Consider the following 13,773-nt stretch of genomic DNA (forward strand, 5'->3'; position numbering starts at 1 on the left):
GGACGTTCCAGCCGGTTATGGGACCGCCACCGCGCCGGTTGGCCGCCGCCCAGTACCCGTAGACGCGACCGAGCCGGCGCGGCGGCCGGGGCGCTGAGGGCGGCTCCCCAGCCCGCTTCCCTGGCCGCTTCCCTGCCCGCTCCTCGGCTCGCTTCCCTGGCCGCCTTCCCGGTCTGCTCCCGGCCGGTCAGGCGTTCGCGCAGGTCACCGGCGCGACGGCGGGCGTCCCGGACGGTCAGGGGCAGCGGGGACCAGTCCGCGAGGCGGCCGAGGTCCACCACCGGCGGGTACACCGGCGACACGGCCATGATCCGGGCCGGGGTGCCGAGGACCGGCGCCGCTCCGGGAGCGGGCAGCAGGGCGACCTGGTCGGCGTACTGGATGACCCGTTCCAGACGGTGCTCGGCCATCAGGACCGTCGTCCCGAGGTCGTGCACGAGGCGCTGGAGGACGGCGAGGACCTCCTCCGCCGCCGCCGGGTCGAGCGCGGACGTCGGCTCGTCGAGGACCAGCACCCGTGGGTGCGGGGTGAGGACCGAGCCGATCGCGACCCGCTGCTGCTGGCCGCCGGAGAGCGTGGCGATGGGGCGGTCGCGCAGGCCGGCCAGGCCGAGGAGGTCGAGGGTCTCCTCGACGCGGCGGCGCATGACGTCCGGGGCGATCCCCAGGGACTCCATGCCGTAGGCGAGTTCGTCCTCGACGGTGTCCGTGACGAAGTGCGAGAGCGGGTCCTGTCCGACGGTCCCGACCACGTCGGCGAGTTCGCGCGGCTTGTGCGTACGGGTGTCCCGGCCGGCGACGGTGACCCGGCCGCGCAGGGTGCCGCCGGTGAAGTGCGGGACGAGACCGCTGACCGCGCCGAGGACCGTCGACTTGCCGACGCCGGACGGGCCGACGAGGAGGACGAGTTCCCCCTCCGGCACCTCGAAGTCCACGCCCTGGACGGCGGGCCGGCGTGCCCCGTCGTAGGTCACGGAGACGTCCTCGAACCGGATCACGATGCCTCCTTGACGACATGGACGGGAGTGGGTGCGGGTGCGGCGGCGGGTGCGACGAAGGCGGGCAGCAGACCGAGGAGCACGGCCGCCGCCGGCCACAGCGGGAGGGCGGGGGCGACGAGGGGGACCACGCCGGGCTCCAGGGCCTGCGGGGAGGAGGCGGCGGCGAGGGTCAGCAGGACGGCGACGGCGGCGCCGGACCCGGCGACCAGCCAGGCGCGGGCGTCCCAGCGGTCGGGGCGGTAGCGGGTGCGCGGCGAGCGGCGGCCGCCGAGGCGGAGACCGGCGAGGGCGGCGGCGCACCCGGCGAGCAGGACGGGCAGGCCGTACGTGCCGCCCTCGGCGGTGAGCAACCCGTACGTTCCCGCGCAGACGCCGAGCAGGCCGCCCAGGGTGAGGACGGCGGTCGTCCGGCGGACGGGGGCGGGGACGTCGGCGGTACGGCCGTACCCGCGGGCGTCCATCGCGGCGGCGAGGGAGACGGAACGCTCCAGGGCGCCCTCCAGGACCGGGAGCCCCACGTGCAGGAGGCCGCGGACACCCTTGTCGGGACGGCCGCGCAGACGGCGGGCCGCGCGCAGGCGCCGGCCGTCGGCGATCAGGTTCGGCGCGAAGGTGAGCGCCACGACCACGGCCACGCCCATCTCGTACAGGGCGCCCGGCAGGGACTTGAGGAGCCGGGCCGGGTTCGCGAGGGCGTTCGCCGCGCCGACGCAGATCAGGAGCGTGGCGAGTCTCAGGCCGTCGTACAACGCGAAGAGGAGCCCTTCGGCGGTCACCTTGCCGCCGAGCCGGATGCCCTGGGCCCAGTAGGGGAGGGGCAGTTCGGGGAGGGCGACGAGCACGTGCGTGCCGGGGACGGGAGAGCCCAGGACCACGGCGAAGAGGAGCCGGATGAGCAGGACGGCCAGGGCGAGCCGGGCGAAGGCGGTGTAGGAGCGGGCCCAGGGGGCGGTCGAGCGGCGGGCCGCCACGACGTAGGCCGAGACCGTGATCAGCAGGCCCAGCAGGAGGGGGTTGGTGGTGCGGGTGGCGGCGGTGCCGAGGGAGAGGGCCCACAGCCACCAGGCGCCGGGGTGCAGGGACGTCGCCCCGGGGCGGCGCAGGGTGCCCGGACCGCTCACCCGCGCCCGGTCGGTGCCGTCCGCCTCCGGCCTTGCCCGCACTCGGCTTTCCCGCACTCGGCTTCCCCGCCCTCGGCTTTCCCGGAGCGGCAAGACCCCCGCCGCTCCGGTGGCACGACCGCCCGCGGCCCGGGTGGCGCGGGTGGCGCGGGTGCGGTTACGGCGCATCCCTGCGCCGCCTCGCCTGCCATACCGCCGCCGCGCCGAGCGCGACGACCGCGGCCACCCCCGCCAGCAGGCCCAGCGACGGTCCCGTGTCCTCGGTGTCCTTCTCCTGCGCAGTAGCGCTCCCCTCCGAGGTGGCGCTCTCCTCCGAAGGGGCGCTCGGGCCGGTGCCCGTCGCCACCTGTTCCCCGCATCCCGTCCGCGGGTAGCCCGCTATCGCGCACAGCAGCGCGTCGCTGCCGTAGCGCAGCGGCGGGGCGACCGAGGCCAGGGCCTCCGCCGTCGTCGCGTCGGGGGAGACGACCGCGCACGCCGTTCGCCGCGCCGGCGGGGTCTCGCCGGACGGGGCGTCGGCCGCCGTGCCGAAGTCGATGACCAGGGCCACCCGCTTCCTGCCGTCCCGCGCGGGCACGTCCGCGCAGACGGCCGTGAAGTCCGCCGCACCGCGCGGCCGGGTCGCGTCACCGGAGTCCTCGCTCACCGCGAAACGGAAGCCCTGGACGTCACCGTCGAGGGGGCGGGTGGTGGAGGGGCCCTGGGTCGCGTACGCCCACCGGTCGCCGTCGCGCTCCCAGAAGGACCAGTAGCGGTAGCCCGCGGCCTGCGCCTGCCCGGTGCCTCCCGTCAGGGCGACCGACACCGCCACGAACAGCGTGGCGGCACGGCGGCGGGTCACGGCTGCCGCCTCTTGTTCCGGCCGCTGATCAGGAAGCCGGCGCCGGCGCCGACGGCGAGGCCCACGCCGACCATCCACCAGATGCCGGCGTCGGAGTCACCGCCCGAGCCGTCCTCGGCCGACTCGGCGGCGGCCGTCCGCGGGGCCGGCCCGGTCGCGTTCAGCTGCGCGACCAGGTCCGCGCCGCCGAAGTCGCGCGGGTCGGTGCCCGTCGCGTGCGCGGCGAGGATCAGCTGGGCGTAGGCGGCGGGCCCGCTCTGCCTGGCCCAGGCGGCCGAGTTCCTCTCCAGCCACTTCAGGGGCCCGGCGGCCCGCGCGGCCCCGCCCTGCGCGGCGAGCGCGACGACGGCGTCGGCGGTGTTGCCGAAGTCGGGCTGGTCGGTGGCGCCGGGGAGCGCGGACTTGAGGTGGCCGTCCTCGCCGAGCGCCCGGGTGAGGTAGGCGGCGCCGTCGGCGGCGGCCTGCGCCGGGGTCGGGTCGTCGGCGCAGCTCACCGCGTCGGACGGCTTGCCCGGCTCCGCGACCAGGCCCTGGCCCAGCACGCCGAGCACGCCCGCCGCCGTGGCGTCGGCGTTGGCGGCCAGGCTGTTCTTCTTGTCCGGCTGGAACGCGAAGGCCCCGGCGCCGTCGCCCTCGCACGGCAGCCTGAGCTTCAGCAGCGCGTCGTACGGCGTCCGGCCGCCCTTGCGCACGTCCTCCGGCTTGTCCCCCACGGCGGTCAGCGCGCCGACGACGACGGACGTCGAGTTGGTGTCGCTGGCGCCGCCGGGCGTGTAGCCCCAGCCGCCGTCGCTGTTCTGCACGGACTTCAGCCAGGCGACGGCCTTGCCGGTGGCGGCGTCGTGGCCGCCGAGCGCGGCGAGTGCCTGGACGGCGGCGGCCGTGTTGTTGGTGTCGACCATGAGCTTGGCGCCGCACGGCGTCGTGGTGTCGGCGCGGAAGGGGGCGAAGGCCCCGTTCGCGCACTGCTGCCCGGTCAGCCAGGTCACGGCCTTGGCGGCGGGCTCGACGCCGGCGGTGTGCTGGGCGAGCAGGGCGAGGGACTGGCGCCAGACGCCGTCGTAGGCCGGGTCGGCGCTGCCGTAGAGACCGGAGGGGAGCACCGGGGACGCGGACGGCGACGGGGTGGCGGCGACGGCGGGCGCGGTGGCGGCACCGATCACGGCGGTGGCGGCGGCCAGGACGGTGGCGCTGCGGCGGACGTTCATGATCGGCGGGTGCCTCTCCCTGCGGGGAGCCGGACAGCACGGGACACCCCGGGCGGCTCGGCTCCGTATACCTCGACGGTGCCGCACACCGGCAGGCCGCCGGTGCACGCGAGCCGGTCACGTTCCGTCCGGGGCAATCCGGCTCGCCGCCTTCGACGGACGGCTCACGGTTGCGGGTCAGCGCCGGATTTGCACCGGCTTCCCCCCGTACGGGTGTGATGACGACCCGGCCACTCTACCGGCCTGCGCGGAACGCCCCGCAGGCCGCCCGGGCACGGCACGGCAGCACGGCACGGCATGGCACGGCAAGGCGCCGCACCGCACCGGCGGTTCGCGAGGGAGGCCGGGTTCACACCGCCACGTACGCCACCGGCTCGCTGCCCGTCGCCGCCTCCGCCCGCCCCAGCTTCACCAGCCGCCGCAGATGCGCCTCGGCCTCCGAGACGGCGATGTTCCTCGATCCGTACGGGATCTGGTGCCAGGGCCGGTTCCACTCCATCCGCTCGGCGAGCTGCCACGGGGTGAGGGGCTCGGCCAGAAGGGCGAGCAGGCCGGTGAGGCGGTCCTCGTGGTGGGCGAGCAACTCCCGTACGCGGGAGGGCGCGTCGGCGAACACGTGCTGGTGGGCGGGGAGCACCTCGGCGGGGGCGAGGCGGCCGACGCGTTCCAGGGAGTCGAGGTAGTCGCCGAGGGGGTCGGTGACCGTGGTGTCGTCGGGGTCCTCGTACAGGCCGATGTGCGGGCTGATCCCGGGGAGCAGGTGGTCGCCGGAGAACAGGCGCCCGTGGCCCGGGAGTCCGGCGGGGTGCCGCTCCTCCAGGTGCAGGCAGACGTGGCCGGGGGTGTGGCCCGGGGTCCAGATCGCGCGCAGCCGGCGGCCCGGGAGGTCCAGGAGTTCGCCGGGGACGATCTCCCGGTCGGGCAGGGCGGGGGCCAGGCCGGGCACGGAGCGGGGGAGGGCGGAACGCATCGGCGCCAGGTGCTCCTCGGGGGCGCCGGCAGCTTCGAGTTTGGCGGCCATGTAGGCGAGCCAGCGTGCGGGGCGGGTCGAGCGGGCCCGCCGGACGATCTCGCCGTCCGCCGCGTGCATCGCGATCCAGGCGCCGGACGCCTCGCGCACCCGGCCGGACAGCCCGTGGTGGTCGGGGTGGTGGTGGGTGACGACCACGCCGTGGACCGCGCCGGGGGAGGTGCCGCAGGCGGCCAGTCCGTCCGTGAGGGCGTCCCAGGAGGCCGGGTCGTCCCAGCCGGTGTCGACCAGCACCGGTCCCGCGTCGGTGTCGACGACGTACACCAGGGTGTGGCCGAGGGGGTTGTCCGGGATCGGGACCTTGAGGGAGCGGACGCCGCCGCCGTGGTCGTACACCTGCGTCATGGGCTCCCCAATCGCCGCGTCCCGGCCGCGCGAGCCGAGTATAACTAGAACGCGTTTCGACGAGGTCCCGAGCCGACCTTCCCGTACGGTGTCCCGGCCGTGGACTCCTCCGAGTGGAACTGGTATCAGTTTCCGTATCTGACGGAACGTCAGAGTCTGGGTCTCTGGCCCTCCGGGTCTTCGGGCCCCTGGGCATCTGGGCAGGAACCGGGAAGGCAGTCGCCATGACCGAGCTCGTGGAACACGGACAGCTGTTCATCGGCGGGGAGTTGACCGACCCCCTGGGCACGGACGTCATCGAGGTGGTCTCGCCGCACACCGAGGAGGTCATCGGGCGCGTGCCGCACGCCTCGGCGGCGGACGTGGACCGGGCCGTGGCCGTCGCGCGCACCGCCTTCGACGAGGGGCCCTGGCCGCGGATGCCGCTCGACGAGCGGATCGCGGTGGTCGCCAGGATCAAGGACGCCATCGCCGTGCGGCACGAGGAGATCGCCCGCGTGATCTCCTCGGAGAACGGGTCGCCGTACTCCTGGAGCGTCCTCGCCCAGGCACTCGGCGCGATGATGGTGTGGGACTCGGCGATCACGGTCGCGCGGAACTTCACCTACGAGGAGCGGCGCGACGGGGTCCTCGGCCGCATCCTCGTGCGCCGCGAGCCGGTCGGGGTGGTGGCGGCCGTGGTCCCGTGGAACGTCCCGCAGTTCGTGGCCGCGGCCAAGCTCGCGCCCGCGCTGCTCACCGGCTGCACGGTCGTGCTCAAGCCGTCACCGGAGTCGCCGCTGGACGCGTACATCCTCGCCGCCATCGCCCGCGAGGCCGGGCTGCCGGAGGGTGTCCTGTCCATCCTCCCCGCGGACCGCGAGGTCAGCGAGTACCTCGTCTGCCACCCCGGCGTCGACAAGGTCTCCTTCACCGGCTCGGTGGCGGCGGGCAAGCGCGTGATGGAGGTCGCCTCCCGCCATCTCACCCGCCTCACACTGGAGTTGGGCGGAAAGTCGGCGGCGGTGGTGCTGCCGGACGCGGACCTGGAGACGGCGGTGGCCGGGATCGTCCCGGCGGCCTGGATGAACAACGGGCAGGCGTGCGTGGCCCAGAGCCGCATCCTGCTGCCGCGGTCGCGCTACGACGAGTTCGCCGAGGCCTTCACGGCGGCGGCCGGCGCGCTGGTGGTCGGCGACCCGCTGGACCCGGCGACCCAGGTGGGCCCGCTGGTGGCCGAGCGCCAGCAGCGGCGCAGCCTGGACTACATCCGCATCGGCCAGGAGGAGGGCGCCAAGATCCTCACCGGCGGCGGGCGTCCGCCGGGCCTGGACCGGGGCTGGTACGTCGAACCGACGCTCTTCGGCGACGTCGACAACTCGATGCGGATCGCCCGCGAGGAGATCTTCGGCCCGGTCATCTGCCTCCTTCCCTACGGCGACGAGGCCGAGGCGGTGAAGATCGCCAACGACTCCGACTACGGCCTCAGCGGCAGCGTGTGGACGGCGGACGTCGAGCGCGGCATCGAGGTCGCCCGGCGGGTCCGTACCGGCACGTACTCGGTGAACACCTTCAGCCTCGACATGCTCGGCCCGTTCGGCGGCTACAAGGACTCCGGGCTGGGGCGGGAGTTCGGGCCGGAGGGCTACGGCGCGTACCTGGAGCACAAGATGATCCACCTGCCGGCGGGCTGGGAGGGCTGACGGGTCATGGGCGACCGCTGGCACGTCGAGGTCGACCGCTCCCTCTGCGTCGGCTCCGCGACCTGCGTCCACCACGCCCCCGGCGACTTCCGCCTCGACGCGGCCCGCCAGTCCCACCCCGCCGAACCGGAGACGGACGCCAACGAGAAGGTCCTCGCGGCGGCGGAGTCCTGCCCGGTGGAGGCGATCATGATCACCCTGTCGGTGAGCGGGGAGCCGGTGTTCCCGCCCGAGGAGTAGAGGAGCGGGTGGGTGGGTGAGCGGGCGACGGGATCGGAAGGAGAAAAAATCATGGTTCGGGGGGTTTTGTCCCGGTAGGAAAGTTCTATGATGGGAAGTGGCCTACGGGACGAGTGAGGGAGCTCAACCGGAGTAGCCGACTTCGGCGAGACGCTACGGCATCCGCCGACGCCGACGTCGACGGTGGGCTGAGAGGCCGGAAGGCAGTGGTCGGGCCGGAAGGCGACCTCGGGACCTGATCCGGGTAATGCCGGCGCAGGGAACCCGTCTCGTAGGTCCCTCATGTGCCGGATGCCGCCGGGCGGGAGTCCGCCGCGGGCGCCCGGCGCCCGCCGTTCGCCGCGCGGATCCTGGGCGGCGGCGCCTAGGACCCCGCGTCCGGGTCTAGGGCCCCGCGTCCGAGTCCGTCAGGTCGATCAGACGGCACACCGTCTCGATGTCGATCTTGACCTGGGCGATCGAGGCGCGGCCCGAGAGCCAGGTGATCAGGGCCGAGTGCCAGGTGTGCTCGATGACGCGGACCGCGGAGAGCTGATCCGGCGTGGGGGTCGTCTCCAGCCCCATCGCGTCCAGGATGATCACCGTGGTCTGCCGGGAGACCTGGTCGACCTCCGGGCTGACGCTGCGGTCCGCGAAGGTGAGCGCCCGGACCATCGCGTCGGCCAGATGCGGCTCCCGCTGCAACGCCCGGAAGGCCCGCATCAGGGTCTCCGCCACCCGCTCCGCCGCCGTCTCGCCGGCCGGCGGCTTCTTCCGCAGCGTGCCGTGCATGTGCTCCAGCTGGTCCTGCATCGTGGCGACCAGCAGATGCACCTTGGACGGGAAGTAGCGGTACAGCGTGCCGAGCGCCACCTGCGAGGACTCGGCGACCTCGCGCATCTGCACCGCGTCGAACCCGCCCCGGCTGGCCAACTGCGCGCTCGCGTGCAGGATGCGGCGACGGCGCGCCTCCTGCCGCTCGGTGAGGGGCGAGGACAGCGCCTTGTTCGCCTTGGCTTCCGCAGGCATGGGTCCCGTTCCGTGACAGTCGGTGAGGATCGGTGATCACGCGGCAGGGCAGGGGCGGTCGGCCGTGGCGTGAATCACCTGATCCACTGCTCTCAGTGTCCTTACCTGCCGGTAGATTCAGAGCCGACTTAACGATCAAGTCTGAAACTTGTTCTAGATTAGCGTCCCGTCGTAGTCTCGCGGGACAGTGCAGGCAGAAGGGGGCCCGGAGTGACCGCTGAGGCCAGTCAGGCGGGGTCGGGACATGACCTCGCTGCCGACGGCGGGCGACCGCTCACCATCGCGCTCCTCACCTATAAGGGAAACCCGTTCTGCGGCGGCCAGGGTGTCTACGTACGGCACCTGTCGCGCGAGCTGGTCCGCCTCGGCCACCGCGTCGAGGTCATCGGCTCCCAGCCCTACCCCGTCCTCGACGAGGGCCACGACGACCGGCTCTCCCTCACCGAGCTGCCCAGCCTCGACCTCTACCGCCAGCCGGACCCCTTCCGCACCCCCGGACGCGGCGAGTACCGCGACTGGATCGACGCGCTGGAAGTGGCGACGATGTGGACCGGCGGGTTCCCCGAACCGCTGACGTTCTCCCTGCGCGCCCGCCGCCATCTGCGCGCCCGGCGCGGTGAGTTCGACGTCGTCCACGACAACCAGACGCTCGGATACGGGCTGCTGGGCGATGTCGGCGCACCCCTGGTCACCACCATCCACCACCCCATCACCGTGGACCGGCGGCTGGAGCTGGACGCGGCCGGGGGACTGCGGCGCAGGTTCTCCGTGCGCCGCTGGTACGCCTTCACCCGCATGCAGAAGCGCGTCGCCCGCCGCCTGCCCTGCGTGCTCACCGTCTCCGGCACCTCCCGGCAGGAGATAGTCGACCACCTGGGGGTCCGGCAGGACCGGATCCACGTGGTCCACATCGGCGCCGACACCGACCTGTTCTCCCCCGACCCCTCGGTGCCCGTCGTGCCGGGCCGGATCGTGACGACGTCCAGCGCGGACGTGCCCCTCAAGGGCCTGGTCTTCCTGGTCGAGGCGCTCGCCAAGGTCCGCACCGAGCGTCCCGACGCCCACCTCGTCGTCGTCGGCAAGCGGCCCGTCAAGGGGCCGGTCGCCCAGGCGGTCGAGCGGTACGGCCTCGCGGGCGCCGTCGACTTCGTCAAGGGCATCTCGGACGCCGAACTGGTCGACCTGGTGCGCTCGGCGGAGGTCGCGTGCGTGCCGTCGCTGTACGAGGGCTTCTCGCTGCCCGCCGCGGAGGCCATGGCCACCGGCACCCCGCTGCTGGCCACGACCGGCGGAGCGATCCCCGAGGTCGCCGGCCCCGACGGGGAGACCTGCCTCGCGGTACCGCCGGGCGACTCCGGGGCGCTGGCCGAGGGACTGAACCGCCTCCTGTCCGACCCGGCGCTGCGCGCCCGGCTCGGCGCGGCCGGCCGCGCGCGGGTGCTGGAGCGGTTCACCTGGGCCCGGGCGGCCGAGGGAACGGTGGCCCGCTACCGCGAGGCGATGGCCGCCGCGGGCGGGGCCGGCGGCCGTTCCGCGCCCCCGCCGCCCGGCCGTGCCACGGCCCCCGATGCCGTTGACGTCGTCCCCGAAGCATCCGATCGCGAAAGCAGGGCCACGTGCTGACCGTCGACTTCTCCCGGTTCCCGCTCGCCCCGGGCGACCGTGTCCTGGACCTCGGATGCGGTGCCGGCCGGCACGCGTTCGAGTGCTACCGGCGCGGCGCCCAGGTGGTGGCGCTGGACCAGAACGGCGAGGAGATCCGCGAGGTCGCGAAGTGGTTCGCGGCGATGAAGGAGGCGGGCGAGGCCCCCGAGGGCGCGACCGCCACGGCGATGGAGGGCGACGCCCTCGCGCTGCCCTTCCCCGACGAGTCCTTCGACGTCGTCATCATCTCCGAGGTGATGGAGCACATCCCGGACGACAAGGGCGTACTCGCTGAGATGGTCCGGGTGTTGAGGCCCGGCGGCCGGATCGCGATCACCGTCCCGCGCTACGGCCCCGAGAAGGTCTGCTGGGCGCTGTCCGACGCCTACCACGAGGTCGAGGGCGGCCACATCCGCATCTACCGGGCGGACGAACTCCTCGCCCGGATCCGGGAGGCCGGCCTCAGGCCCTACGGCACCCACCACGCGCACGCGCTGCACTCCCCGTACTGGTGGCTGAAGTGCGCGTTCGGCGTCGACAACGACAAGGCGCTGCCGGTGCGGGCGTACCACAAGCTGCTGGTCTGGGACATCATGAAGAAACCGCTGGCCACCCGGGTCGCCGAGCAGGCGCTGAACCCGCTGATCGGCAAGAGTTTCGTGGCCTACGCGACCAAGCCCCACCTCCCGCGTCTTGCCGGCGCCGGGACCGAGACCGAAGCCGAGGCGGCCGCCGAGTGACCACCCCCCGGACAGAACACCTCGTCCTGCCCGGGGTCCTCACCGCCGAGCAGGCCGCCGCGACCGTCGCCGGGCTGCTCGCGGTGCAGCGGGAGGACGGGGCGATCCCGTGGTTCCGCGGGCATCACCTCGACCCGTGGGACCACACCGAGGCCGCCATGGCCCTGGACGCGGCCGGTGAGCACGAGGCCGCCGAGCGGGCGTACACCTGGCTCGCCCGGCACCAGAACGAGGACGGCTCCTGGTACGCGGCCTACGCGGACGGGGACTTCGAGGCCGTCACCGACCGGGGCCGGGAGACGAACTTCGTCGCCTACATAGCCGTGGGCGTGTGGCACCACTACCTCTCCACCGGCAACGACACGTTCCTCGACCGCATGTGGCCGTCCGTGTGCGCGGCGATCGAGTTCGTCCTGCGGCTGCAGCAGCCCGGCGGGCAGATCGGCTGGAAGAGCGAGGACGACGGCACGGCCGTCCCGGACGCGCTGCTGACCGGCTCCTCCTCGATCCACCACGCGCTGCGCTGTGCGCTGGCGATCGCCGAACTGCGTGAAGAGCCGCAGCCCGACTGGGAGCTGGCGGTGGGGGCGCTGCGGCACGCGATCCGCCGGCATCCGGAGCGGTTCCTCGACAAGGGCCGCTACTCGATGGACTGGTACTACCCGGTGCTGGGCGGCGCGTTGACGGACGCCGAGGCCAAGTCCCGCCTCGAGGACGGCTGGGAGCGTTTCGTGGTCCCGGGTTTCGGCGTGCGCTGTGTCGCGCCCAATCCGTGGGTGACGGGCGGCGAGTCCGCCGAACTCGCCCTCGCGCTCTGGGCGATGGGCGAGTCCGACCGGGCGCTGGAGATCCTCCAGTGGATCCAGCACCTGCGCGACGCGGAGTCGGGGCTGTACTGGACGGGCTATGTCTTCGAGGACGAGGCCGTCTGGCCCCGGGAGCTGACCACCTGGACGGCCGGCTCCCTGCTGCTCGCCGTCGCCGCGCTGGGCGGCGACGAGGCGACCTGCACGGTGTTCGGCGGCGACCGGCTGCCCAGGGGCCTCGATCCGGACTGCTGCGACTGAGCGCTCCGGTGCGCGCGAGCGGTCCGGGCCGGTGCGTCCGGTGCGTCCGTGCGTCCGGTGCGGCCGGTGCGGCCGGTCGGCGAGGGCGGCCCACGGCAGGCCGACCAGGCGGCCGGACCGCAGCCCGCCCCCGGCCCGCGCCCGGGCCTCGGTGAGGCTGCCGGTGCTCCGGGGCGGGGGCGGGCGTCGGTCGGTGTGCCGGGGGCTGCTCGCTGCCGGGGGCCGTCAGTGCCGGTGCACCCGGTTGGCGATGGCGTGCCCCACGAAGAGGTACACCACCGCTGCCAGGCCGTAGCCGGCGACCACGCGGGCCCAGGCTTCGTCGAAGGTGAACAGGTCACGTGACCAGCCGGCGAGCCAGTTGGCCACGTCATGGACGAACTGCACCAGGTCGTTGGCCCGGTTGGCGTCCAGCAGGTACATCAGGATCCACAGTCCGAGGAAGGCGGCCATGATGTCCGCGACGATCGCGATGACCGTCCCGGCGGAGTTGGAGCCGCTGCGATTTCGAGACATGCCTGTCTGATGGCCCCGAATCCCTGTTTGAAACCAGGGCGGCGGACGCCGTCCGGACGAGCCGGCACGGGAGCGGGCGTCAACTCCCTTTTCCTTTCCGCTCCTTCGGTGTTCGCTTCCCCGCTGCCGGGTGTGCGGCGTGGTGACTCATTGCGGCGTGCTGCTCCAGGCCCAGGCCCGCTACCCACCGGGCGAGCCGGCCGCGCAGGTGCGGTTCACCGGCAAGGAGCACTGGGCCCGTGAGGAGTGATCCCGGACCCGGTGTCCGTCTTCCACCGGACACCGGCCGCGCGGTCAGGAGTTGAGCTCCGCCAGCACTCGCAGGGTGCGCGGATCCGGGGCCAGCGCCAGCAGGTCCGTCACCGGTCCCGCGCGCCACGACTCCAGCCGCTCGGCGATCCGTCCGCGCGGTCCGACCAGCGAGATCTCGTCGGCGAACGCGTCCGGCACGGCCCGCACGGCCTCCTTGCGGCGGCCGGACAGGAACAGCTCCTGGATCCGCCGGGCCTCCTCCTCGTACCCCATGCGGGCCATCAGGTCGGCGTGGAAGTTGCGGGCGGCGTGGCCCATCCCGCCGATGTAGAAGCCGAGCATCGCCTTGACCGGCAGCAGCCCTTCGGCGACGTCGTCGCAGAGCCGCACCTGGGCCAGCGGCGCGACCCGGAAGCCGTCCGGCAGAGCGCCCACCGCCTCGCCGTACGCCTCGGGCCGGGCCGGCGACCAGTACAACGGCAGCCAGCCGTCCGCGATCCGGGCCGTCTGGGCCACGTTCTTCGGGCCCTCGGCACCGAGCAGCACGGGAAGGCCGGGACGCAGGGGGTGGGTGATGGACTTCAGCGGCTTGCCGAGGCCGGTTGCGTCCGGGCCGCGGTAGGGGAGGGGATGGAAGCGTCCGTCCAGTTCCACCGGCGCCGCGCGCCGCAGCACCTGCCGTACGACGTCCACGTACTCCCGGGTCGCGGTCAGCGGCGACTTCGGGAACGGCCGTCCGTACCAGCCCTCGACCACCTGCGGACCGGACAGCCCGAGCCCGAGCGTCATCCGCCCGCCGGAGAGGTGGTCCAGGGTCAGGGCGTGCATGGCGGTGGTGGTCGGGGACCGGGCCGCCATCTGGGCGACCGCCGTCCCCAGCCCGATCCTCGTGGTCCGCGCGGCGATCCAGGTGAGCGGGGTGAAGGCGTCCGAGCCCCAGGACTCGGCGGTCCACACGGAGTCGTAGCCGAGCCGCTCCGCTTCCTGGGCGAGCTCCACATGGCCGGCGGCGGGGCCGCGGCCCCAGTAGCCGAGGGCGAGCCCGAGCCGCATGGCACCTCCAGGCGTCTGACGGTAT

13 protein-coding genes are annotated in these 13,773 nt (G+C 73.9%); 5 read left to right on the plus strand and 8 right to left on the minus strand.

Going from position 1 to position 13,773, the window contains the following annotated elements; genetic code table 11:
• From ACWD0J_RS14590 to ACWD0J_RS14610, 5 genes are all read right to left on the minus strand, one after another.
• Positions 1 to 998, minus strand: a 998-nt coding sequence (locus ACWD0J_RS14590; protein WP_451496141.1) for an ABC transporter ATP-binding protein, incomplete at its 3' end; no start/stop codon positions are given.
• Complete coding sequence (locus ACWD0J_RS14595; RefSeq protein ID WP_451496142.1) at positions 995 to 2,164, minus strand: energy-coupling factor transporter transmembrane component T; 1,170 nt, start codon at positions 2,162 to 2,164, stop codon at positions 995 to 997. The genes ACWD0J_RS14590 and ACWD0J_RS14595, both read right to left, overlap by 4 nt.
• 115 nt (positions 2,165 to 2,279) lie before the next feature.
• Complete coding sequence (locus tag ACWD0J_RS14600; RefSeq protein ID WP_451496143.1) at positions 2,280 to 2,963, minus strand: SCO2322 family protein; 684 nt, start codon at positions 2,961 to 2,963, stop codon at positions 2,280 to 2,282.
• A complete protein-coding gene (locus ACWD0J_RS14605) occupies positions 2,960 to 4,171 on the minus strand; it encodes a prenyltransferase/squalene oxidase repeat-containing protein (protein WP_451496144.1) in 1,212 nt (403 codons plus the stop codon). Before ACWD0J_RS14605 ends, ACWD0J_RS14600 begins: the two co-directional genes overlap by 4 nt.
• Before the next feature lie 349 nt (positions 4,172 to 4,520).
• Positions 4,521 to 5,546 carry an MBL fold metallo-hydrolase gene (locus ACWD0J_RS14610; RefSeq protein ID WP_451496145.1) on the minus strand — a complete coding sequence of 342 codons (1,026 nt, stop codon included), beginning with the start codon at positions 5,544 to 5,546 and terminating at the stop codon, positions 4,521 to 4,523.
• Positions 5,547 to 5,770: 224 nt separating this feature from the next.
• Between ACWD0J_RS14610 and ACWD0J_RS14615 the strand changes: the two genes are divergently transcribed.
• Positions 5,771 to 7,228, plus strand: coding sequence for an aldehyde dehydrogenase (locus tag ACWD0J_RS14615; protein WP_451496146.1), 1,458 nt, complete (start codon positions 5,771 to 5,773; stop codon positions 7,226 to 7,228).
• Positions 7,229 to 7,234: 6 nt separating this feature from the next.
• On the plus strand, positions 7,235 to 7,468 hold the full coding sequence (locus ACWD0J_RS14620) for a ferredoxin (protein WP_451496147.1): 234 nt from the start codon (positions 7,235 to 7,237) through the stop codon (positions 7,466 to 7,468).
• A gap of 384 nt (positions 7,469 to 7,852) precedes the next feature.
• Here ACWD0J_RS14620 and ACWD0J_RS14625 read toward each other — a convergent pair whose 3' ends face one another.
• Positions 7,853 to 8,476 carry a TetR family transcriptional regulator gene (locus tag ACWD0J_RS14625; protein ID WP_451496148.1) on the minus strand — a complete coding sequence of 208 codons (624 nt, stop codon included), beginning with the start codon at positions 8,474 to 8,476 and terminating at the stop codon, positions 7,853 to 7,855.
• 210 nt (positions 8,477 to 8,686) lie between these two features.
• Between ACWD0J_RS14625 and ACWD0J_RS14630 the strand changes: the two genes are divergently transcribed.
• The 3 genes from ACWD0J_RS14630 to ACWD0J_RS14640 are packed head-to-tail and all read left to right on the plus strand — an operon-like array spanning position 8,687 to position 11,927.
• Positions 8,687 to 10,099 (plus strand): glycosyltransferase family 4 protein, encoded by a 1,413-nt coding sequence (locus tag ACWD0J_RS14630; protein WP_451496149.1) that lies wholly within the window; start codon positions 8,687 to 8,689, stop codon positions 10,097 to 10,099.
• Positions 10,093 to 10,860, plus strand: coding sequence for a methyltransferase domain-containing protein (locus ACWD0J_RS14635; RefSeq protein ID WP_451496150.1), 768 nt, complete (start codon positions 10,093 to 10,095; stop codon positions 10,858 to 10,860). Before ACWD0J_RS14630 ends, ACWD0J_RS14635 begins: the two co-directional genes overlap by 7 nt.
• Positions 10,857 to 11,927 (plus strand): prenyltransferase/squalene oxidase repeat-containing protein, encoded by a 1,071-nt coding sequence (locus ACWD0J_RS14640; RefSeq protein WP_451496151.1) that lies wholly within the window; start codon positions 10,857 to 10,859, stop codon positions 11,925 to 11,927. Before ACWD0J_RS14635 ends, ACWD0J_RS14640 begins: the two co-directional genes overlap by 4 nt.
• Before the next feature lie 225 nt (positions 11,928 to 12,152).
• On the opposite strand, the gene ACWD0J_RS14645 is transcribed toward ACWD0J_RS14640, so the two are convergent.
• Entirely contained in the window at positions 12,153 to 12,443 is a 291-nt protein-coding gene (locus ACWD0J_RS14645; RefSeq protein ID WP_451496152.1) for a hypothetical protein, read from the minus strand.
• A gap of 294 nt (positions 12,444 to 12,737) precedes the next feature.
• Positions 12,738 to 13,748 (minus strand): LLM class F420-dependent oxidoreductase, encoded by a 1,011-nt coding sequence (locus ACWD0J_RS14650; RefSeq protein WP_451496153.1) that lies wholly within the window; start codon positions 13,746 to 13,748, stop codon positions 12,738 to 12,740.
• Positions 13,749 to 13,773: the final 25 nt, after the last annotated feature.

Source organism: Streptomyces sp. NPDC003011 (assembly GCF_053591515.1).

Excerpts from the sequence above, each read along its gene's own strand:
- ACWD0J_RS14605 (WP_451496144.1), bottom strand. The coding sequence starts at position 4,171 with ATGAACGTCCGCCGCAGCGCCACCGTCCTGGCCGCCGCCACCGCCGTG.
- ACWD0J_RS14610 (WP_451496145.1), bottom strand. The coding sequence starts at position 5,546 with ATGACGCAGGTGTACGACCACGGCGGCGGCGTCCGCTCCCTCAAGGTC.
- ACWD0J_RS14615 (WP_451496146.1), top strand. The coding sequence starts at position 5,771 with ATGACCGAGCTCGTGGAACACGGACAGCTGTTCATCGGCGGGGAGTTG.
- ACWD0J_RS14620 (WP_451496147.1), top strand. The coding sequence starts at position 7,235 with ATGGGCGACCGCTGGCACGTCGAGGTCGACCGCTCCCTCTGCGTCGGC.
- ACWD0J_RS14625 (WP_451496148.1), bottom strand. The coding sequence starts at position 8,476 with ATGCCTGCGGAAGCCAAGGCGAACAAGGCGCTGTCCTCGCCCCTCACC.
- ACWD0J_RS14645 (WP_451496152.1), bottom strand. The coding sequence starts at position 12,443 with ATGTCTCGAAATCGCAGCGGCTCCAACTCCGCCGGGACGGTCATCGCG.
- ACWD0J_RS14650 (WP_451496153.1), bottom strand. The coding sequence starts at position 13,748 with ATGCGGCTCGGGCTCGCCCTCGGCTACTGGGGCCGCGGCCCCGCCGCC.